A 20634-nucleotide genomic window follows, 5' to 3' on the forward strand; every position below is an offset into this window, starting at 1 on the left:
AGTACCAACGGAATAATCGGCGGGTAACCGGGGACAGGGTTACCGCATCAGGGAAACAGGAGCTCCCATGAGCAAAGGTGTACTGGAAATCAACGACTGCGGCCTGCGGATGTTTCACGGCACCACCGAAGTGCTGGAAAGTCCCGGCGTGGCCATCGTCAACAACCGCGAAATCATCACCGGTACCGGCGCACTGATGCGTGCGCGCAGCCACCCCACTCAAGTCAATCACCAGTTCTGGCGCAGGCTGAGTCTGGAAACGGTGAAATCCGAAAACCCCGGCTGCCGCCACCACGCGGACCTGGCGTTCTGCCACCTGAAAGAAATCGCCGGGCTGTGCGACCTTCCCGATGAAGTGGTTCTCGCCGTTCCCGCCAATTTCACCCGTGAGCAATTGGCGCTGCTACTCGGCGTGGTAAAGGAGAGCCCCTTTAATGTCGTGGCTCTCGCCGATGCTGCCACTGCCTGTATCAGCAGCTGCGCGCCGCGCGGTGTGCATCTGCATGTGGAGTTGCACCGCCACCAGACACTGGTAAGCCGTGTGGCCGTGCACGAACGCGCAGAACTGGATATTGCGGAAACCGTAACCGATGCCGGCCTGCAGCATTTCCAGGAAGCCTGGGCGCGGATATTCACCGATGCGTTCATCATGCAATGCCGCTTCGATCCGCTGCATTCTGCAGAAGCAGAACAGCAGCTTTATGACATGTTGCCGCTGTGGATTGCCCGCGCCATGCGTCAGGGCGAAGTCATGGCGGAACTGGATGACCGCACCGCCAAGGTCAGCCTGCGCCAACTGCAGGACGCAAGCACGCCGATCCTGTCGCGGGTGCGCGCCATGATCGAAAACCTGAGCGAAGCCAACAGCGTGGTGTTTGTCTCCCATCGCTGGGCGGAAATTCCCGGCGGAGCACAACTGGCGGAACGTATTTACCTGATGCCCCACAATGCAGTGGCGCTGGCGGTAGACAAGCGCTGGCAGGAAGTGCACAGCGAAACGGGCAACCTGCGGCTGATCACCGAACTGAGCGCAGCCCCCGTGGGTGATATAGCGGTGCAGGTCAATGCCGCCACCGAGGCTGGCGCCACCCACCTGCTTTTTGGCAATCGCGCACTGGCAGCGCAACAACCGCTGTTCGTCAGCTGGCAGGAAGGAAAGCTTCAGGTTACACCGACACCGCCCAGCCACCCCGCCGCCACCATTACCCATCACGCGGGTCGACTCGCATTGCGGGTGGATGCTGGCGCGCAACTGATGCTGAACGGCAAGGAAATTTCCACACCGGTCAATCTTACCGCCGGCGACCGTATCGGCGTGGCGGATTTTTCCGATGTCATAACTGCGATCAGTGTGGAGCACTATGGCGCGTAAAAAGCGGCGGTTTACCACCTTCAGCCTGTCGTTTCTGGACATCATGTCCTGCGGCTTCGGCGCCGTGGCACTGATCTTCCTGATCATAAAACACGGTGCTGACCACGACTTTAAGGCTGAAAATCAGGATCTGGCGGCAGAAGTAAACCTGCTGGAGGAGGAGGTGCAGTTCGGTCAGGAAAATCTGGTACTTGCCCGTAACACCCTCGACACCACCAGTGATGAGCTGGCCAAGACCCAGGGACTTGCGCGGCGCATCATGGAACAGATTGAGGAGGTGAAAGGCAATATTGCCGAAGTCGACAGCACCACCGATGAAATGGAAGTCGCCCGTTTGCAGGAAAAACTGAAAAAGCTCGAGCAGGCGAAACAGAAACTGGAAGAGGAAAACAAAAAGCTCGGCAACAATGTGCGCAAGTTTGTGGGCGATGGCGATCGCCAATACCTCACCGGCCTGCGCCTCGGCGGCGATCGCATCCTGATCCTGCTGGACTCCTCCGCGAGTATGCTGGGCGATGAGCTGATCAAAGTGATCCGTACGCGCAATATGTCCGATGCGGTAAAACGCGATACGGAAAAATGGCGCCGCGCCAAACAGACAGTGTCCTGGCTGGTATCGCAGTTCCCCCAGGACAGTCAGTACCAGATCTACACTTTCAATACCAGTTTCCGTGCTGCCATCGTCGGTACCGAAACACGCTGGTTGAATGTGGACGACCGCGCCCAGATGGACGATGCCATCAAGGGGCTGGAAACCATCGTGCCACAGAATGGCACCAGCCTGGAACGGATATTCAGTGCGGTAAACAACATGTCGCCACTGCCAGACAACATCATCCTGATCACGGATGGCCTTCCCACCCAGGGAATGCAGGCGGCAAAAGGCAACACGGTTTCCGGCAATGACCGCCTCAAATTGTTCCGCAAGGCGGTGGATGCGCTGCCGAAGAGCATTCCGGTCAATGTGATTCTCGCACCCATGGAAGGCGATCCTATGGCGGCCAGCGAATTCTGGAAGCTGGCCATGGATACCCACGGATCATTCCTCGCACCATCAAAGGATTGGCCATGAGTAGCAAACGCAATAAACGGCAACAGGAAGAATTCAGCATTTCCTTCCTCGACGTGATCTGCTGTGGTTTCGGCGCCATCGTCCTGCTGCTGATGATCGCCAAGACTGTAGAACCGATTGTGCTGGAAGAAGCCGATCTGGATCTCGACGGTCAGGTACAGGAGCTGCAGGAGCAGTTGGCGGAAATCCGCGGAGAGACCAGTGTGTTGAACCGCGACCTCAACGCGAAAAAAGAGCAGCTGGATATCGAGACCAAACGTATCGCCAAACTCAGGGGCGAGCTGGAAACGCTGCAAGCGGTGTACGCAAAGAAAACCGAAAACGACTCCGAGGAAGGCAAACTCAAGGGCGAGCTGACCATTGCCTTGCAGTCAATGACCGATGAGATGAAGCGGCTACTGGGGGAAAACTACCAGCGCAAGAACAATGTCATCGGCGGAATTCCGGTGGACAGTGAGTACATCCTGTTCATCATCGATACCTCCGGCAGTATGTTCAATTACGGCTGGGACCGCATGATTCAGGAGATGGTCAACACTCTCGACCTGTATCCGAATGTGAAGGGTATCCAGGTACTGAACGACATGGGGGACTACATGTTCTCCAACTATCGCAACAAATGGATCCCCGATACCCCCGGGCGCCGCCAGGCGGTACTGGACCGGTTGCGCTCCTGGAATCCCTTCAGTAATTCCAGCCCGGTGGAAGGTATCCAGAAGGCCGTGCGCACCTTCCACGACCCCAACAAGAAAATCAGTATCTACGTGTTGGGCGACGAATTTACCGGCAAATCCATCCGCAACGTGATGATGGCGGTGGATCGGGTGAACGCCGAACGCGGTGAAAACGATCGCATGGTGCGTATCCATGCTATCGGCTTCCCGATCCAGTTTTCGCGCCCGCTGCACCTGCAAACGACCGGAATCAGGTTCGCGGCGCTGATGCGTGAGCTGACCTACAGGAATGGCGGCACCTTTGTGGGGCTGAACGATTTCCGTTGAATGGAATAACGACGATGGGTGAGGAAACTAGATGATTCACTTGTTAAAGGGACTTTTTTTATTTAAGCCACGCGCGCTCAGGAGCGCCGCCATGGTGATACTCACTGGCCTGCTGACGGCCTGTGCGCACACCGTTTCTGTGGATGGCAAATTTCCCGCGCCAGTGGGCACCCAGCATCCACTCACCGTGGGGATATTCCTGAGTGACGACTTCCGCAAATTCAGTTACAGCGAAAACCGCGATGATCGCGACGAATGGAATATCAACACCGGGCGTGCACAGAAAAATCTGTTTGAAACCGTACTCGGCTCCATGTTCAAGGAGACGGTGAACCTGTCCCAGTACCCGAGCGATCTCCCCCAGGGCGTAGACTTGGTGATCGTACCGGAAGTGCGTGAACTGCAGTTCACCATGCCGCGGGAAACCCGGGTCAATATTTTCGAGGTGTGGATCAAGTACGACATGCACGCCTACAACCAGCAGGGCGAATCTGTGGCGGATTGGGTGATCACCGCCTACGGCAAGACCCCCACCGCGTTTCTGAAGTCCCAGGAAGCCGCACTGGCGCAGGCGATCAATGTGGCACTTAGGGACGCGGGCGCGACCCTGTATACGGGGTTTGAGCGGGTACCGGAGCTGCAGGCGTTTCTCGCTGGCAAGCAGCGTGCCCTGAGCATGAAGCAGACGGAAACTGACGAATAGTTTTCTACCGATGGAGTCGTTCCCCGGGCACCCCAGTTCAGACGGCTGCAAGCACGGGTTTCAAGGAGGATGTAGTGGTGAAATTTCTAGGCACACTTTTTTCCATATCGATGTTGGCCGCGCTCAACAGTGGCTGTACCACCGTGGTGATCGACGAGTATCGCCGCAGCACCGGTGAGCTAGCCGTAGGTGATTCGGTGGTGATTCTCGGGCGCCGCCACTCGAGCGATTACGAAACCGAGCCGGATCTCATCGACTGCGTGGGCAAAACCCTGAACAACCCGAAGGCCGGGGTGGTCGTCATTCCCGAGCAGCAATTTGTGGACGCGCTCTACCCCTGGTTTGAACCGCGCACTGCGCCCATGCACATCAAGTCCCTCAGCAAGCTGATGGATATTCCCGACGTACGCGACCGCATGGAAAAGTACGGCATCAAATACATCGTATGGATTGACGGCTCCACCGAGACCACATCGAGCGCCGGCTCCATCGGCTGCTCCATCGGTACCGCCGGCGCAGGCTGTTTCGGTTTCGGCACCTGGGACAAGGAGTCCGATTACGAAGCGTCGGTGTGGGATTTCCGCGATCAGGAGCTGTCCGGAAAGATCAGTGCCGATGCCCAGGGCACCTCCTATATGCCGGCCATCGTGGTGCCAATCCCCCTGATTGCGCGGGTTCAGAACAACGCCTGCAAGGGCATGGCTGCACAACTTCAGGAATTCTTGTTACCGCCACAATCCGCCAGCCGCTGAACGCTTTGGAACCTGACCGCAGCGGCGATCACGACTGGAGACAATAACGACAGGAGACCCAGATGCATACGCTCAACAGAATCATGGCCGCCCTACTGCTGGCCACCGCAACCGGTTGCGCCTTCAATCCGGCCACCAACCGGCCGGATCTGGTACTGATGTCGGAGGAAAAGGAAATCAAGATCGGGCGCGAGATGCACGAGAAGCTGGTGGCCAGTACGCCCATCTATAACGACCCGATCCTGACCGCCTATGTGGAACACGTGGGTCAGAAGGTCGCCAAGGCCAGTGACCGGCCGGATCTCACCTACCACTTCACCATCATCGACAGCCAGGACATCAACGCCTTCGCACTTCCCGGCGGCTACGTGTATATCAACCGCGGGTTGCTCACCTACCTGCACTCGGAAGCGGAAATGGCCGCGGTACTGTCCCATGAAATAGGGCATATCACCGCACGCCATGCGGTGCGCCAGAAGACCGCTGCCACCGGTGCCGGCGTTGCCTCGGTACTGTCGGTGCTGGTTACCGGCAGCGGCGTGGTAGGCGATGTCGCCAACCTGTGGAGTACCGCGGCGGTCAAGGGTTACGGGCGAGATATGGAACTGGAGGCCGACCGCTTTGGCGCCCAATACATGTACAACGCTGGCTATGATCCACAGTCCATGATCAACGTGATCGCGCTGCTGAAGGATCAGGAAACGTTTTCCCGTCGCCGCGCGAGGATCGAAGGCAAGCAACAGCAGACCTACCACGGCGTGTTTTCTTCACACCCGCGCAATGATGTGCGTTTGCGCGAAGTGGTGGAAGCGGCGGGCAAACTGCCGGAAGACAAGAAGGTCACCAAGGTCGAGTACTATCGCGAAAAAACCGACGGCATCGTCTACGGCACCAACGCCCAGGAAAGCGAGAAAAACCGCTTCAATCACAAAAGCCTCGGTTTTTCCCTACTCTTCCCCGAGGGCTGGACGGTTGAGAACCAGCGTTCCGCCATTGTCGGCACCGCACCAGACAAATCCGCGACACTCACCATCAGGGTGGACAAGCGCGATGGCAACCAGCCGGCAGATATGGCGCTGCGCGACGTATACGATGTGCGCAGCCTGGAACAGGATGAGGCCCTAAGCCAATACCGGCTGGAAGGCTACACCGGCAAGCTGCCGGCCAAGTCCGCCGACGGCCCCGACCGGGTGGCAATCCTGTTTTACGGCAGCCGCCAGTACATTCTGGAAGGCAAGTCCATCGAGAAACCGAAAAATACAGAGGCCGCGACAGAACTCGATAATCTGTACATGACCAGCATTCGCAGTTTCCGCCCCCTGCGCCAGACCGACATCACCAAGCCGGACATCAAGCGCGTGCGCTATGTGCAGGCCAACGACAAGACCACCTTCGCTTCGCTGGCACGGCATATGGAAATCGGTGAGTACGCGGAAGAACAGTTGCGCCTGTTGAATGGCTACTACCCGCGCGGGGAGCCGAAGCCGGGTGAGTGGATCAAAATCGTGCAGTGATCCGCAGCGAAACTTTTCCACTGCCGCAATAAAAAAGCCGTGGGCCAAGCTGGCTCACGGCTTTTATTTTTTAACTTATTCCGATGTTCCTTCGATCCCGGTCAGGGTTCAGCGTCACGCAGGTTCCAGGCTCGACAGCATATCGACATGCTGTGACTCAGAAAGCGGCAATCCCCTTTCACTCGCATTCGGTTCCGCAGTGTACTCAACCACCATATTGCGTCCGCGCTCCTTGGCACAATAGAGGGCGTGGTCCGCCTGCCGCAGCAGCTGCTCTACCGATTCGTCCTGTGTGGCATGGGCGACACCGATGCTCGAGGTAAATTGCACGCTGCCCACAGGACAGTCCAGGCGGATCTGCGCGATATTGTCCCGCAGGCGCTCGGCAGTGTGCAGGGAGTCCGGACGGGTTTCCGTAATCAGCAGGGCAAACTCCTCGCCGCCAAGGCGCCCGAACACGTCGGTTTCACGGATTTTCTGCTGGATGGTTACGCTGAACTGGCGCAGGGCTTCGTCACCGATACCGTGGCCGTGGTTGTCATTGATCGACTTGAAGTGGTCGATATCAAACATCAGCAAACTCACCGGCTCACCCTTGCGCTGGGCGCGCTTGATGCACAATCCGGCATCGGCGAGGAAACTGCGGCGGTTGCGGATACCGGTGAGCGGGTCCGTACGCGCCTCCAATTCCGCCTGCTGCTTCGCCTTTTCCAGTTCCTCGGTGCGCGCGCGCACCAGACCTTCAAGCTTGACCTTGGACTGCTCGAGATGGCGGCGGTACTGCCGCTCTGATTCCAGCCCCTGCAGGCGCAGGCGACGCAGCTTCATGCCCATGGCGGCCATAATGGTGACCATTTCGATAAATGAACTGAGCGGCGGCAGGTAGTAGTTCACCAGGTTGTGCTCTACATACCCCAGATCCCGCAGCGCCTGGAAGAACAGCCCCGCCAGCAACAGCGTCCAGCCCACCGCAAACACCGCCGCCTCGCTGGACCCCTGGCGCCAGCGCACTATCGCGATCACGGTAGATGCCGGGTACAACAACAGCGCCAGGGTGATGCTGATCAGCGCCAGGGCCTTGATCTGCAGCAGCGCGCTGCCGAGCAATACCGCAGCATTCACCATCATCAGAATCAGGACCAGATCCAGCCTGGGGGTATATTTGCGTGTTTGCAGGAACAGGCGGTCAAAGATGACACCGCACAGGATACTGACCGCGCCCGCGGCAGACATATAGCTCCAGTGAAATCCGTCGCGCAGTAAATACTGGTGGGTAAAGCCAAGAATGGTGCCCCAGGCCGCAATCTTGGACAGGCCGTAAACGAAATAGGCAAAGAAACTGGACTCGCGGGTGGTCAGCCCGACAATCAGCGAGAACAGTGAAATCAGGGTGACGCCGCCAAACAGGAAGGACAGTACCGCGGTCTCAGCGGTGTGGGATTGGCTCAGCGCATCGGGAGTCCAGATCCGCATGGACGGAAACACGAATCCGGCCTCTTCGGAATCAAGCCGGATCAGAAAGGCTTCTGACGCGCCGGGTTCAAGTTCCACCGGCACCACAAACCGGTTGTGAAATACGGGCCGCATCGCAAAGGATTCGCCCATGGCGAGATTGGCCACCTCCGCAAAATCCGGTGCGGCCCTGACCGGGCTCTCGAATGCCTGTAACCGGATCAGCTGGTGGTCCACATATTCCAGGTGCAGTGGCACCGGCGCATCCGTGGAGTTGTGCAGCACAAAGAAAGACCAGTAGCTGCCCTTCTGCATCCCGGTAGAACCGGCACCGGGCAATGGACGGAAATCCCCCGCTTGCAGCGCACGCAACGCCGCAGAGAGGTCCGCCTGGCCGCTGGTATCGTGCCAGACAGCAGCCTGCCCGGTACGCTTGCTGCCATCCTCCGCACCATCGATATCGATGACCTCAGCGTAGGTATGTAGCGGCGCAGTGAGCGCAAAATTCTGCGTATTTTCCCCCGCAGCCTCTGCGGAGACCCCGGCATGTACCTGCGCGCACAGCAATCCCCACACAAGCGCGATGAAACCCAGTGGGAAGCCGCAGCGGAGCCGTGACATGGTAAAACGAACGGAAAGAGCTAAGACGTTCATGGTCCTGAAAACCAGGTTATCGCAGAAACCCTGCGCAATTTTGAATGTTCCGGGCGCGGGCGAATCTTATCTTTTGGAAAATTACCCGGCGGAAGTTCAGGCACTGGATAGTCGGCCGTACTAGAAAGTGTACCGGCTCACGAATTGTTAATCATGCCCCAATTTACACTGGACAAAGCGGATCCCTTAAAAACAAACAGAACAAAACCACACTAAAAACATAAAAAATGAGAACTACATCCCAGCAAACGTGCTCTATGGCAAACGAAAAAGGTCACCCTAGGTGACCTTTTTGAAATATTTACCCGGAAAATGTTTACCCAGGACAACAGCAAACCGTACAAATATCAGTCAAACCGGGAAAAATCTGCCGGCCTTTTCTCCATAAATGCCGTAGCCGCCTCGCGAAACTCCTCGGATTTCAGGCGTGTCATAAAGTGTCCGGCCTCTTCCTGGATAGCCTTCATACCATTTTCCAGCGTGCCCTGGCGCAACAGTTTTTTGGTCAGGCGTAGCGCTTCCGGTGCCTTCTGTGCGAGTTCTGCCGCGTAGACCCGGGCGCGGTCCAGTGCCCCACCCGCATACACCACCTCATTGCAAATGTTTACGTCCGCCGCGGTCTGTGCATCAAACTTTTTCCCCAGCAACAGCAGTTCCGAGGCCTTGGCGTGCCCCATAATCCGCGGCAACAGGAAACTGGAGCCGTATTCCGGGCACAGACCGAGATTCACAAAAGGCATTTGGAAAACCGCGTCGTCTTCGGCAATGGAGAGATCGCAGTGCAGCAGCAGTGTAGTACCGATACCTACCGCCGGACCGGCCACTGCGGCAATCACCGGCTTGGGGAAGTGGTACAGCGCATGCATGAAGCGGAACACCGGGGACTCCTCGCCACTGGCGGAACCGCCGAGAAAGTCGGTCAGATCATTGCCACTGGTAAAAACGCCACTGGTGCCGGTCAGAATGACCACTCTTACCCCGGGGTCCCCAGCGGCCTCGTTCAGCAGATCTGCCATGGCGGCGTACATGGCCATGGTAAGGGCGTTCTTGCGCTCCGGACGGTTGATGGTGATTTCCAGTACCCGCCCGGATACCTGAGTCTGAATTTCCGCACACTGGCTCTGCATGTGGTGGGCTCCGCATATTCTGTGGTTATCGCGATACTGCGCGCTCGGTTTTCCGCCGGCCCTGGAATTCGCCGGGAATCCGCAAGTCTCGGATACCGGGCGGGCATCGCATTTATAGTCTGAACAGGCCAATAGTGTAGCGACTCCCCCGCTGGCGCACGAAGTCCGATTCGACCAGTTTGGGTTGCCAATTCTCCACGCAGTCCGCCAGCACCTCAGGGCCAAAGGAATTTTCCAACTAATTTGGAGGAGACCTTATAATGCGGCCACAGATTTGCGAATTGACGCAATTTAAGATTCACATCACTGGCAAAACCGGTACAACCATTTCGGTCGCAGTGTTAGCAAGACAGGAATATTCCCCAAATGACGGTGACATACAGCTCCTATCTCAAGGTCGACGAGCTGCTGCAATGCCAGCAGCCACTGTCGGATGGCCCGGAGCACGACGAACTGCTGTTTATTGTGATCCACCAGAGCTACGAGCTTTGGTTCAAGCAGCTGCTGCACGAACTCGACTTCCTGGTGCGCCTGTTCAACGGCGGCGAGCGCAACCGCGCACTGCACACCCTGAAACGGGTGGACGCCATCTACCGCACCCTGATCCAGCAGGTGGATATCCTGGAGACCCTCACACCGCTGGAGTTCATGTCTTTCCGCGACCGCCTGTCCACCGCCAGCGGCTTCCAGTCCTACCAGTTCCGCGAGCTTGAATTCCTCTACGGTGCAAAGGATGCAAAGAAGCTGAGTAACTATGAACCCGGTTCCGAGCACTACCGCCGCCTGCAGAAGCGCCTTGAGGCTCCGACCCTGTGGGACGCCTTCCTGCGCTTCCTGGCCCATGAGGGGCACCACATTCCCAAGTCGGAGCTGGAGCGGGATTTCAGTCAGGTAGCGGCCCCCTCGACAGCCGTGCAGAAGGTGCTGATCGATGTATACCGGAACGACCCGCTGGTGAGCGATATCTGCGAAGCGCTGGTGGATATCGACACTTCGCTGCAGCAGTGGCGCTACCGCCATGTGAAGATGGTGGAGCGCACCATTGGCCACAAGATGGGAACCGGCGGCTCCAGCGGTGTCGGTTACCTGCAGAGCACCCTGTTCAGGCCTGTATTCCCGGACCTGTGGGCCATCCGCTCGGAGTTCTGATCGGCGATATGCACTTTGGCGAGCGCGGGAGGACCGCGCCGTCAAAGCGCTCTTCAACAGCGCCTGCAAATCGCAGACATAAAAAAAGCCAGCAATTGCTGGCTTTTTTGTGCCCCGAGGGGCGGGCCCTGAAGAAGCGTTACCGCTTTTTGTCTTCGAAAGGCACCAGGGAAACCTGAATGTTCGGGTTTACCGCTTTCGCCGCGTCGGCGATGGTCACGTAAGTATCCGCGCTGGACTTGTTGTGCGCGCGCACGATCACGATGGCCTGGGGGTTTTCCGCGTACAGCTGGGCAATACGGGCACGTACCGCACGGCTATCAATACGGCTGGCTCCCATCCAGATTTCGTCTGCCGCGTTCACGGTCAGCAGGATGTTCTGCTTGTCGGGGTCTGGCGGAGTCTCTACTTGCTGATCAGGATCGGGCACGTTCACGTCCAGCGCCTTCTCTTTTACGAAGGATGCCGTCACGATAAAGAAGATCAGCATGATGAACACAACGTCCAGCATGGGCGTCAGGTCAATATCGGCCTTTTCTTCTTCTACGGCCTTACCGCGTCGTCTACTCATAAAACACCGTACTGTTTTTTAATTCGAATTACGCCGGTTACCCGGTCTAATCAGGTGGGGAAGATTGCCGGGAAATGGCCACCAATGCAAGTGCAACCTTTTTGCCGAAAAATAATCCCTTAAAATCAACAAGTTACAATGCCGTCCGGTTCGGGCAGCACAAATTTCAGGCAACGATTTCACCCTTTCTTTCCGCCAGATAGCCCTGATAGTCAGGTACCTGCCGGGGAAAACTGCGGGTCATCAATGCGGAATGGATCATCATATCGGCACTGCTGGCATTACACGCTACCGGGATATTCCACACTGCGGCGATGCGCAGCAGCGCCTTCACGTCCGGGTCGTGGGGCATGGGCTCAAACGGGTCCCAGAAGAACACCAGGATATCTACTTCGCCCTGACAGATGCGGGCGCCCAGCTGCTGGTCGCCACCCATGGGGCCGCTGAACAGCTTTTCCACCGCCATACCAGTGGCAGCCTCGATCTGCGTACCGGTAGTACCGGTTCCCAGCAGTTGGTGCTGCTCGAGAACGCCGCGGTGTTGCAGGCACCATTCAATCAGGCTCGCTTTGCGATTGTCATGCGCCACCAGTGCGATGCGCTTCTGCGCGCCAATCGGCTGATCTATATAGTTCACTTGGCCCCCCGGGCAACTGTGGATGAAAACGCTACTGCTCCCCGCCGCCGACTCTGGTGTGAGTGTGGTTATTCAAACCCGCCCAACGCAAAATCCGGGAGAACGGGACGATTATGCTAAATTCCGCCGCCGCCATCCATTCGTGTAAATTCCAGCTATCGCACTGCGAAACGCCACCTTGATACAGCGGCCGAGGGTATAATCCGCCCCCTTTACGTTCACGCTTTCATATATATAGGAGTGATTATGAGTGTCGGCGCCTGGGAACCCGCCAAATCAGCTTCCAATGACCAGTCGCGCAAAGAAATCGACCGGACACTGCTGATACGTATTATCGACGCCCTACAGGAGACAGATGCAGGAAACGTACCCGGTCTGTCGGCACCGGATCTGCTAAACACGGACTCTGAACTGACTTCCGCAAGCTGGCTCTCGGGCCTGCCGGCAGCACAGTGGCTGGAGGAAGCTGCGCAGTGGGACGATGAACAGGTTTGGGCTCTGATCCGTTTTTTCACCCTGGCGGAAGCGCAACTACAGGACTGGCAGGGCGGCGCCGAGTCTCCGGTCATCCCGCTGGCCAAATCCCTGCGTTTGCGCAAATCCCCCCTCGCCCGCGAACAGTTGCTGTGGATTCGCCAGCACTCCGACAACCGCTACCTGCCCTACGGACCTATCTAGTACTAAACCGATCCAGTACTAAACCGATCTAGCACTAAGCCGATCTAGCACTAAGCCGATCTAACATTGATATGTGCAAATGGGGACTTTCGCTCCGCAGCATATTGAATCGCTGACAGCTAGGTTGGCGAACCAAAAACAAAAGGCGTATCGGAAAACGATACGCCTTTTGTTTTTTCTATCCAGGGAAATTCACCCTTCATTTATCTGCCAAAGTTCATTTTCGACGCCGGCTTTTCACAAGCCGGTTTCGATTGCCGGTCTGTATTTTCATTCCTGCAAGCGGAACAACTGGCTGCCCAGGGTCGCCACAGAAACCGGGGTTCGATAATTGGCGGCAAGTTCCCGCCACAAGATATTTCCCTCCGCATCCACAAGCCAGGCACTCGGGCGCGCAGCATCTTTGATCCAGGGGCGCAGAAGAAACGGTGCAGCGTTAGCGGCAACGAACATTTCCGGCACTGGTTGTGCAAGCTGCCTTACCCGCAGGGTATTAACAGCCGAGTCATGGGCCAACAACCAGCGCGGCCATTTGTTCTCTCCCTGTACACTCCAGAGCACTAGACCGACATTTTTCCCCAGCAGCTCTTCCTGCAGCGCGCGCAGTTGGTGCAACTGGTTGCGGCTATCCGCGCAATAACTTCCCCGCAGAAAGAGCACTATCACTCCTTCCACGCTGTGCTCGCTACAGTAATCCTCCACTCGCCAGCGGCCTTTATTCATTTCTTCAACCGCAGGAAAAAGAGAATCCACTGCGGGCGCCGGCGGCCAGGCGACCGAACTCAAGTGGTAGAGATAGAGCAGGAATACAAACAGATTGTATATCGCCAGATAGACGGGCCAACCGCGCTCGCTGTCCGCAAGTAAAACCAGTGCAAGCCCCAGCAGCACTCCGGCAAATGCACCCGGCTCACGTATATCCCCGGATATTTTTGCGGGAAACAAATAGCGCAACAGCATCCAAAACGGTAATGCCCAGGCATTTATTAAAAGACCAATCCAGGCGGTTACTGAACTGGTATCCGGGCCCCGCAACAGGGCGAGCACAGCCCAAAATCCGCAGGCCAGCAACCAGAAAAACCCGATAAACGTAAAAAAAACCTTAAATTTATTCATTACGGAGTAAAAACACCCTTAAAACACTTGCATTCAAGTATATAAATGAGCTGCAATTAGCGCGATGAATTCCACTCATCCAAAATAACACCTAGATATTAAATTCAGATACAGGGATATTTTATGGCCGCACGTAAGAAAGCCACCACTACCACGGTGAGCGCCGTTGCGAAGTTGGAAGCGGAACTCGCCTCTCTGAAAGCCCAGCTCGAAAAGGCCCGCAGCGGCCAGGAAGCTGAAGCCAAAAAAGAAGCTGACAAGCTCTCCAAGGATGCCGACGCCGCCGCCAAAAAGGTAGCTGCTGCACAAGCCAAAGTAAAAGCTGCCCGCGCCAAGAAAAAGTCTGCTGCTCAGCAGAAGCAGCTGAAGGCCGCCCAGGAAGCAGCCGCTGTAGCCAAGAAGGCCGCCGCTGTCACCAAAGCAGCTGCCGCTGACGCGAAAGCCAAGCTGGCCACCATCAGCGCTGACAACAAGCTGATGGCAAAAGTGGCCAAGGCCGTAGCCAAAGAAGAGGCTACCATCACCAAGAAGCTGACTGCTGCTGAGAAGAAAAAAGCCGCAGCCGAGAAGAAGAAAGCCACCGCTGCCGCCAAGAAGAAGGCTGCTGCGGAGAAGAAGGCCGCTGCTGCTGCGAAGAAGAAAGCCTCTGCCGCTGCCAAGAAAAAAGCCGCTGCTGCCAAGAAAAAGACTGCCGCTGCTGCCAAGAAGAAAGCTGCCGCAGAGAAGAAAAAAGCTGCCGTAGCCAAGAAGAAGGCTTCCGAGAAAGCCAAAGCTGCTTCCGCCAAAGCCAAGGCCGCTGCCAAGAAAAAGCCCGGTCGCCCGAAGAAAGCCGCTGCTGAAGCTGGCGCTGCCGCCCCTGCCGCCAAGAAGCCCGGCCGTCCGGCCAAGACTAAGGCTAAGGCTGGCGCTGCCAAGAAAAAGCCCGGTCGTCCCGCCAAAGCTGCCAAGGCTGGTGCCGCCAAGAAGGCTCCGGCTCGCCGCGGTCGTCCGCCGAAGGCTCCGGCTCAAGCCTAAGCTGTCATTTCTGGCAGACAGAAACAAAAAACCCCGGTATCCCCGGGGTTTTTTTATGGCTGGCGTCAGGTCTTCGGGGCCTGCGCCCCGACCTTCTTCTGATTACTTCCCATCTTTCATCGGCAATAGTGGCTTCAAGCCCCTCATAACACCAACCATGATTTCTCTAAGTGCGGACGGCAACGCCAGCATTACCGGCGTCACAATGAGGGTCAACAGTGTGGAAAAGCTGAGTCCATAGACAATGGCACTGGCCAGCTTTACCCAGAAAGATGCGATCACGCCGTTTACCACAACCGTGCGCCCGACCATATCAACACTCACCCCCATTGCCAGCGGCAACAGGCCGAGGATGGTAGTGGCGGTGGTGAGGAATACCGGGCGCAACCGCTGTGCCGATGCCTTCACGGCGGCGGCGGCACAGCTCAGCTCGGGTTCCGCCTTGCGCACATAATTGTAGGTATCGATCAGTACAATATTGTTGTTCACCACGATACCTGCCAGCGCCACGATCCCCACCCCGGTCATGATCACACTGAAGGTACTCTGGGTAAGGGTAAGTCCCAGTATCACCCCAGCGGTGGACATGATCACCGATGAGAGAATCAGCGCGGACTGGTAGAAGCTGTTGAATTGAGTCACCAGCAGGATAAACATCAGGAACAGCGAGAGAGAGAACGCAACCTGCAAGAACACCAGGGACTCGTTCTGATCTTCATCGGCACCGCGGAATAACAACTCCACTTCAGAATCCATCGGGTGCTCCACCAGCCACCGGCGAATTTCGCGTACCTTGTCGTCGGCCAGGACACCATCGTTCACATCGGCTTTCACCTGCATGCGGGTAATTCCGTCGATGCGCTCGATCTTGTCCACCTTGGGTCCGGCTACCCTGGATACAAAGCTGCCAATTGGCACCGCGCCATTGGGTGTATTCACCTTGAGCTCGTCCAGCGCGGTAATACCCCGTGCGTGTTCCGGATATCGAATGCGGATATCCACTTCCTCGTCGGAATCATCCGGGCGGTATTCCGCCATCAATACACCGTTAGTCACCAGCTGCACCGCACGACCGACGCCGGTCAGGTCTGCGCCATACAGCGCGGCCTTGGCGCGGTCGACCTTTACCTCCCACTCGATTCCGGGAAGCGGTGCGGTATTGACGATATCCCGCAGGCCGTCGAATTCACCTTCCATCGCCCGGTGCAGACGCCAGGTCTCCGCCAGCAATTTGTCATAATTGCGGCTGCGCAATTCCAGCACGATATCCTTGCCCACCGGCGGCCCACCCTCGAAGGGATTGGCGACGGTTTTTATCCCGGGAAAATTGCCCGTACGTGCGCGGATATCCGCAAAGATCTCTCGACTCCTGCGCTCGCGCTCCTTGGAGGGCACAAGCTCAACCAGCAGGTTGGCTATCTGGTCCGGGGACTTTTCCGAATTGCCGGAGATACCACCAGAGCCGATGGCCGAGTAAACGATGCGCACCTCCGGCACCTGCATCAGCGCAGATTCCACCTGGGCGACCAGCGCTTTCTTTTCCTCGATCGACAGGTTGCCCTGGGCACGCACTTCCACGTTGCCGTATTGCTCTTCGGTCTCGGTAAAGAATTCCACTCCGGGATTGAACCTGGCGAAGGCGATAAATATTCCGATCAGCACCAGTATCGTCGCCACAAATGACACGAAAGGTCTGCGCACGATCGGGTCCAGCATCCGCGCGTAGAGCCCGGTAATGCCACCAAGGGAAACCGGCTCACCGTTTTCCAGCTGTTTCAGATACTGCTGGGTCTGCAAATCCATATTGCTTTTGCCAAACACCGACCCGAGTATCGGGGCAAAAAACAGCGCGTACACCAGTGACCCGGCCAGAACGGCAAAAACGGTAACCGGCAGATAGCGCATGAAATCGCCCACAACGCCGGGCCAGAAGATAATCGGCAGGAAGGCCGCAAGCGTAGTGCCGGTAGAGGCCACCACCGGCCAGAGCATCCGTCGCACTGCGATGGAATAGGCCACCCGCGCTGACAGGCCCTCTGCCATTTTGCGGTCGGCGAACTCGGTGATCACGATGGAGCCATCAATCAGCATACCGAGCGCCAACAGCATGCCGAACATCACCATGAAATTGAATGTGTAACCCAGATACCAGGTGATGATGCAGCCAAAAAGCAGGGAGAATGGAATACCTAAACCCACCAGTAGGCCCGAGCGAAAACCGAGCGCCCCCACCACGATGATCATGACCAGCAACATCGCCGTGAGAATATTTCCCTCCATTTCACTGACCATGTCCCGGGCAAATTGTGACATGTCGAACACGAAATCGACGTTCACGCCACGCGGCAAATACTCACGCTCCGCATTTACCACCGCGCGTACCCCGTCTGCAACATCCACAGAGCTGGCACCAGTGCGCTTCTCTACATTGATCGCAATCCCGGGCTGGCCGTTCACACTGGTAAAGCTGGTGGCATCCTTGAAGGTGCGACGGATATCCGTCACCTGCCCCAGTGTCACCACACCGTGTTCCGACCGCTTGAGCGGAATCTGGTAGACATCGTCGGCGGTCTCAATCAGGCCCGGAACCTTTACCGAGAATCGCCCCTTGCTGACATCCATTTCACCCGCGGGAATCAACAAGTTGTTGCCAAGCACCGCGTTGATCAGTTCACCACTGGTAATCTGATAGTGTTCCAGACGCACCGGATCAATGGTGGCCTCCACTACCTCCTCCCGATTGCCGGTGATATCCGCACTCAGTACATCGCCGATCGTTTCGATCTTGCGCTTCAACATCTGTGCGCTGCGCAGTAGCTCCCTTTCACTTAGGCCATCGCCCGCAAGGGTCACGACAATAGCCGGAAACGGATGCGTCGACGCTTCTTCAACAATGGGTTCATCGGCATCGCGGGGCAACTCAGCCTTTGCGCGATCCACTGCATTGCGTACCTCGTCCACGGCTTGGTCGATATCCACCGCCGAGTCGAATTCAATCACCAGATACACCAGTGACTCCCGCGCGGTGGCCATCACTTGCTCGACACCTTCCAGCGAACGAACTTCCTGCTCTAAAGGCCTGATCAGCAATCGCACACCGTCTTCGGGAGAAATGCCCTCGTGCCTGACCTGAACGATGACGATCGGTGGGCTTACTTCCGGATTGGATTGCACCGTCATGGCACCGCGCGCCGCGATACCCATCAAGACGATCAACAGCATCAGGCTGATACTGCTGCGGAAACGCTCTACCGCGCTCTCCAACAGTTTCATGGCTGGACCTCGACTTGTGCACTGTCCGCAGACTGCGCGCTGGGAGCGGGCAGATCTCCGGCGGTATTTTCAAACACCGCCTCGACCCGCTCGCCTTCGGTCACATATTCCTGTCCCACAGTGATCAACGTCGCCCGCGATGGCAGACCGGTAATCCAGACACCCTCGTTCTCATCACTGATCAGCTGCACACGGGCAAAATGCACCCGCTGCTCCTCATCCAGCGTCCGCACCCCCAGGCGCCCTTCATCATCCAGGGTCAGCAGGGAAGAGTTAATCCGGTGCGCCAGCACTTCCCCGGTGGGAAGCGCCATACGCGCACTGATACCACTGCGCAATACGCCTTGTTCATTGGGGACAGCCATTTCCACCCGGTAGGCGCGAGTGACAGGGTGTGCCTCCTGGCTCACGTATCGCAGGTTTCCCTGAACCACCTGCCCCAGTTGCAATTGCGCACTGGCCTGGGCTCCGGGGTTAAGACTGACCACCTGTACCTCGGAAACTTCACCCACAACCAGAATCGGGTCGAGATCCAGCAGGGTTGCACACTCTTCGCCGCGGCGAATGAAATCTCCCAGCTCTACCGCGCGACTGTTGACCAGCCCGGTAAAAGGAGCGCGGATCTGCAGGTTATCCACATCCACCTGTGCGCGCTTCAGGTCCGCGCGCGCAGTCGCCAGTGCCACTTCCTGCTGCGCCATGGCCGCGTCCGACTGCAGCCCCCGGCCCTGCAATTTTTTCGCTCCGGCAAAGTCCAGTTCTGCCTTGCGCAGAGCGACGCGCGCGCGCGCCAGTTTTTCCGGCCGGTCTTCCTCGGCAATCTCACAGATCACATCACCGGCAGCCACCCGCTGGCCCTCCGCCACTGGCAGTGCGGCAATCACGCCATCCAGTTCCGCGCGCAACTTGACGCTGCGATTGGGCTCGGTGCGACTATTCACCACGACACGGGTTAGGTAAGGCTGGGCTTCCAGCTGGCGCGCACGGACACTCAGGGTTTCCGCACCTGCCCGCCCGCGGGCGGACTCGGCAGCCGGCTTCCCGCCCATGTCGGCGGTATCATCCGACCACAACCCGCTCAGCAGCCAGATGAATGCCGCGAGCGCCACCCCCGCAGCCATCCGATAGTTGCGTTGCCGCCAGAAGCTCAACAGAAAATTCATACCTGCATTCCTGCATTAACGGAGGTTGAAAAACTCAGCCAGGACGGCTTGAAGATGGGCATTTTATGCACAAAGTCCCTACCCTGCATTGACTACAGCTGTCGGATTGCGAAATCCACAGGAACATCTGGCCACAGAAGAACAGAAAAAGATGACGCCGGTGGGAAAACCATCAATCCACAAGTCCGCAGCATGTTGCCGCTGTCCCCTGATACGCTGAAAGCCGGTCTGCTGGATCAGCCTAGGGAAGGGTTAATGCGGACACGGATTGATGGAGTCCATATATAGAAGGAAGAACATGAAGTATCCCGCCCAGGGGCAAAGCCGGCCGGCAAATCCCGCCCGTTGAGATGCCACCCCAAGATCGGCCGCACGTACAGATCAATGCCTTGGGGTTGATCGAGGAATCGCGCTGCGGATCAGGAAAGGATGGATTCGAGAAAATCGGACATGTCAGACTCCTCGGCGGCCAATTGCCCGCTGCCAAATTCTGCATTCCAGTCCAGCAGGATTCGCGCCAGGTCCCGCGCCTGATCCGCCAGCGCCAGCAATTCTTCCCGGCAGTTTTTAGGCCCGGTATAGAGCTTGAGCCGGCGATGGCTGTTGGCCAGCTCGTGGGTGGGATATTTCGAACGATAGACTTCGAGCTTCCAGCGCAGCGAATGCACCATGTTTCGGTAGAACACCAGCTTGGAGGGCAGATGCAGCAGGGAAAAGTCTTCGAGGTCACCGAACAGGGTGCAGTCCACCGCCAGCACCTGAATTTCCTGGCCAACCGGTGCCGCCACGATGGTGGCACTGCGCGGCTCAGCCAGCAGCATGGAAAGATCGCCGAACAGTTCGCCCGGGCGGATCACAGCCAGCGGCCGCTCACCTCGCGCCGCCGCCGTATCGTCCACGTGGACCTGAAGCTCTCCGCGCAGCAGGAAATACACCCACTGGTCGACATCTCCAGCGTGCAGCAACGCCTCCCCGCGCGCCAGGGAAACCAGGCGCGAGCGTTTCAGCAAGACATCGTATTGCCACTCGCTGGTGGCACGAATATCGCGAAAGAGATGAATGACATTAAGAAGTCGATCAACCGCATCCCGCGGAAAATCACTAAGCGGTTTGTAATCCATGAAAATCTTGGCTGTTTAAAACACACATTGTTGCGTGTTGCTTATATAAACGTCCGACATATCGGGCATGCCCGACATTCATTTACCCGGTCGTTCTTGTTCGGCCCTTGATCGGTGCGCTGTCGATGTAACGCAATATATCGCGCACCACCAGATGCCGCATTCTAGGCTGAAAGTGACAGCTGTCTGCCCCAGCAGATCGCGGATTTGAAAAAACGAGACATTTTACCCATTTCAGGGTTGAACTCCATTGCAGTTGAAGTAG

17 protein-coding genes are annotated in these 20634 nt (G+C 57.2%); 9 read left to right on the forward strand and 8 right to left on the reverse strand.

Annotated features, from left to right (window positions below):
* The first annotated feature begins 67 nt into the window (after positions 1-67).
* The 6 genes from R5R33_RS05695 to R5R33_RS05720 all read left to right on the forward strand — a co-directional run bounded on the left by R5R33_RS05695 (position 68) and on the right by R5R33_RS05720 (position 6414).
* Positions 68-1372, forward strand: coding sequence for a hypothetical protein (locus R5R33_RS05695; protein ID WP_318955079.1), 1305 nt, complete (start codon positions 68-70; stop codon positions 1370-1372).
* A complete protein-coding gene (locus R5R33_RS05700; RefSeq protein ID WP_318955080.1) occupies positions 1362-2444 on the forward strand; it encodes a VWA domain-containing protein in 1083 nt (360 codons plus the stop codon). The genes R5R33_RS05695 and R5R33_RS05700 overlap by 11 nt, the downstream gene beginning before the upstream one ends.
* Entirely contained in the window at positions 2441-3445 is a 1005-nt protein-coding gene (locus R5R33_RS05705; RefSeq protein WP_318955081.1) for a VWA domain-containing protein, read from the forward strand. Before R5R33_RS05700 ends, R5R33_RS05705 begins: the two co-directional genes overlap by 4 nt.
* Before the next feature lie 91 nt (positions 3446-3536).
* Complete coding sequence (locus tag R5R33_RS05710; protein ID WP_318955082.1) at positions 3537-4148, forward strand: hypothetical protein; 612 nt, start codon at positions 3537-3539, stop codon at positions 4146-4148.
* A 74-nt stretch (positions 4149-4222) separates the two neighbouring features.
* Positions 4223-4900: a hypothetical protein gene (locus R5R33_RS05715; RefSeq protein ID WP_318955083.1), complete on the forward strand. Its 678-nt coding sequence runs from the start codon at positions 4223-4225 to the stop codon at positions 4898-4900.
* A 62-nt stretch (positions 4901-4962) separates the two neighbouring features.
* The gene (locus tag R5R33_RS05720) at positions 4963-6414 is read left to right on the forward strand and encodes a M48 family metalloprotease (RefSeq protein WP_318955084.1); all 1452 of its coding nucleotides are present in this window, start codon (positions 4963-4965) and stop codon (positions 6412-6414) included.
* A gap of 114 nt (positions 6415-6528) precedes the next feature.
* On the opposite strand, the gene R5R33_RS05725 is transcribed toward R5R33_RS05720, so the two are convergent.
* A complete protein-coding gene (locus tag R5R33_RS05725) occupies positions 6529-8487 on the reverse strand; it encodes a sensor domain-containing diguanylate cyclase (protein ID WP_318955085.1) in 1959 nt (652 codons plus the stop codon).
* Positions 8488-8867: 380 nt separating this feature from the next.
* Positions 8868-9647, reverse strand: a complete 780-nt coding sequence (locus R5R33_RS05730; protein WP_318955086.1) for an enoyl-CoA hydratase — start codon at positions 9645-9647, stop codon at positions 8868-8870.
* A gap of 366 nt (positions 9648-10013) precedes the next feature.
* Here R5R33_RS05730 and R5R33_RS05735 point away from each other — a divergent pair, with 366 nt between their 5' ends.
* Positions 10014-10796, forward strand: a complete 783-nt coding sequence (locus tag R5R33_RS05735) for a tryptophan 2,3-dioxygenase (RefSeq protein WP_318955087.1) — start codon at positions 10014-10016, stop codon at positions 10794-10796.
* A 139-nt stretch (positions 10797-10935) separates the two neighbouring features.
* Here R5R33_RS05735 and R5R33_RS05740 read toward each other — a convergent pair whose 3' ends face one another.
* Both R5R33_RS05740 and R5R33_RS05745 read right to left on the reverse strand, forming a co-directional pair.
* The gene (locus R5R33_RS05740; protein ID WP_318955088.1) at positions 10936-11367 is read right to left on the reverse strand and encodes an ExbD/TolR family protein; all 432 of its coding nucleotides are present in this window, start codon (positions 11365-11367) and stop codon (positions 10936-10938) included.
* A gap of 166 nt (positions 11368-11533) precedes the next feature.
* A complete protein-coding gene (locus tag R5R33_RS05745; protein WP_318955089.1) occupies positions 11534-12004 on the reverse strand; it encodes a methylglyoxal synthase in 471 nt (156 codons plus the stop codon).
* Positions 12005-12250: 246 nt separating this feature from the next.
* Here R5R33_RS05745 and R5R33_RS05750 point away from each other — a divergent pair, with 246 nt between their 5' ends.
* Entirely contained in the window at positions 12251-12682 is a 432-nt protein-coding gene (locus R5R33_RS05750; RefSeq protein WP_318955090.1) for a hypothetical protein, read from the forward strand.
* Positions 12683-12952: 270 nt separating this feature from the next.
* Here the strand turns inward: R5R33_RS05750 and R5R33_RS05755 are convergent, their stop codons facing one another.
* Positions 12953-13636 (reverse strand): hypothetical protein, encoded by a 684-nt coding sequence (locus R5R33_RS05755; RefSeq protein ID WP_318955091.1) that lies wholly within the window; start codon positions 13634-13636, stop codon positions 12953-12955.
* Positions 13637-13972: 336 nt separating this feature from the next.
* On the opposite strand from R5R33_RS05755, the gene R5R33_RS05760 reads away from it, so the two are divergent.
* On the forward strand, positions 13973-14812 hold the full coding sequence (locus tag R5R33_RS05760; protein WP_318955092.1) for a hypothetical protein: 840 nt from the start codon (positions 13973-13975) through the stop codon (positions 14810-14812).
* Positions 14813-14914: 102 nt separating this feature from the next.
* Here the strand turns inward: R5R33_RS05760 and R5R33_RS05765 are convergent, their stop codons facing one another.
* From R5R33_RS05765 to R5R33_RS05775, 3 genes are all read right to left on the reverse strand, one after another.
* Positions 14915-18085, reverse strand: a complete 3171-nt coding sequence (locus R5R33_RS05765; RefSeq protein ID WP_318955093.1) for an efflux RND transporter permease subunit — start codon at positions 18083-18085, stop codon at positions 14915-14917.
* Positions 18082-19248: an efflux RND transporter periplasmic adaptor subunit gene (locus R5R33_RS05770; RefSeq protein ID WP_318955094.1), complete on the reverse strand. Its 1167-nt coding sequence runs from the start codon at positions 19246-19248 to the stop codon at positions 18082-18084. Before R5R33_RS05770 ends, R5R33_RS05765 begins: the two co-directional genes overlap by 4 nt.
* A gap of 419 nt (positions 19249-19667) precedes the next feature.
* A complete protein-coding gene (locus R5R33_RS05775) occupies positions 19668-20369 on the reverse strand; it encodes a cyclic nucleotide-binding domain-containing protein (RefSeq protein WP_318955095.1) in 702 nt (233 codons plus the stop codon).
* Positions 20370-20634: the final 265 nt, after the last annotated feature.

The sequence above is a fragment of the Microbulbifer pacificus genome, assembly GCF_033723955.1.
Classification (GTDB): Bacteria; Pseudomonadota; Gammaproteobacteria; order Pseudomonadales; family Cellvibrionaceae; genus Microbulbifer; species Microbulbifer pacificus.

Coding starts and splice junctions, on each gene's coding strand:
- R5R33_RS05700 (WP_318955080.1), top strand. CDS start 1,362: ATGGCGCGTAAAAAGCGGCGGTTTACCACCTTCAGCCTGTCGTTTCTG.
- R5R33_RS05720 (WP_318955084.1), top strand. CDS start 4,963: ATGCATACGCTCAACAGAATCATGGCCGCCCTACTGCTGGCCACCGCA.
- R5R33_RS05750 (WP_318955090.1), top strand. CDS start 12,251: ATGAGTGTCGGCGCCTGGGAACCCGCCAAATCAGCTTCCAATGACCAG.
- R5R33_RS05730 (WP_318955086.1), bottom strand. CDS start 9,647: ATGCAGAGCCAGTGTGCGGAAATTCAGACTCAGGTATCCGGGCGGGTA.
- R5R33_RS05740 (WP_318955088.1), bottom strand. CDS start 11,367: ATGAGTAGACGACGCGGTAAGGCCGTAGAAGAAGAAAAGGCCGATATT.
- R5R33_RS05765 (WP_318955093.1), bottom strand. CDS start 18,085: ATGAAACTGTTGGAGAGCGCGGTAGAGCGTTTCCGCAGCAGTATCAGC.
- R5R33_RS05695 (WP_318955079.1), top strand. CDS start 68: ATGAGCAAAGGTGTACTGGAAATCAACGACTGCGGCCTGCGGATGTTT.
- R5R33_RS05770 (WP_318955094.1), bottom strand. CDS start 19,248: ATGAATTTTCTGTTGAGCTTCTGGCGGCAACGCAACTATCGGATGGCT.
- R5R33_RS05775 (WP_318955095.1), bottom strand. CDS start 20,369: ATGGATTACAAACCGCTTAGTGATTTTCCGCGGGATGCGGTTGATCGA.
- R5R33_RS05710 (WP_318955082.1), top strand. CDS start 3,537: ATGGTGATACTCACTGGCCTGCTGACGGCCTGTGCGCACACCGTTTCT.
- R5R33_RS05735 (WP_318955087.1), top strand. CDS start 10,014: ATGACGGTGACATACAGCTCCTATCTCAAGGTCGACGAGCTGCTGCAA.
- R5R33_RS05725 (WP_318955085.1), bottom strand. CDS start 8,487: ATGTCACGGCTCCGCTGCGGCTTCCCACTGGGTTTCATCGCGCTTGTG.
- R5R33_RS05705 (WP_318955081.1), top strand. CDS start 2,441: ATGAGTAGCAAACGCAATAAACGGCAACAGGAAGAATTCAGCATTTCC.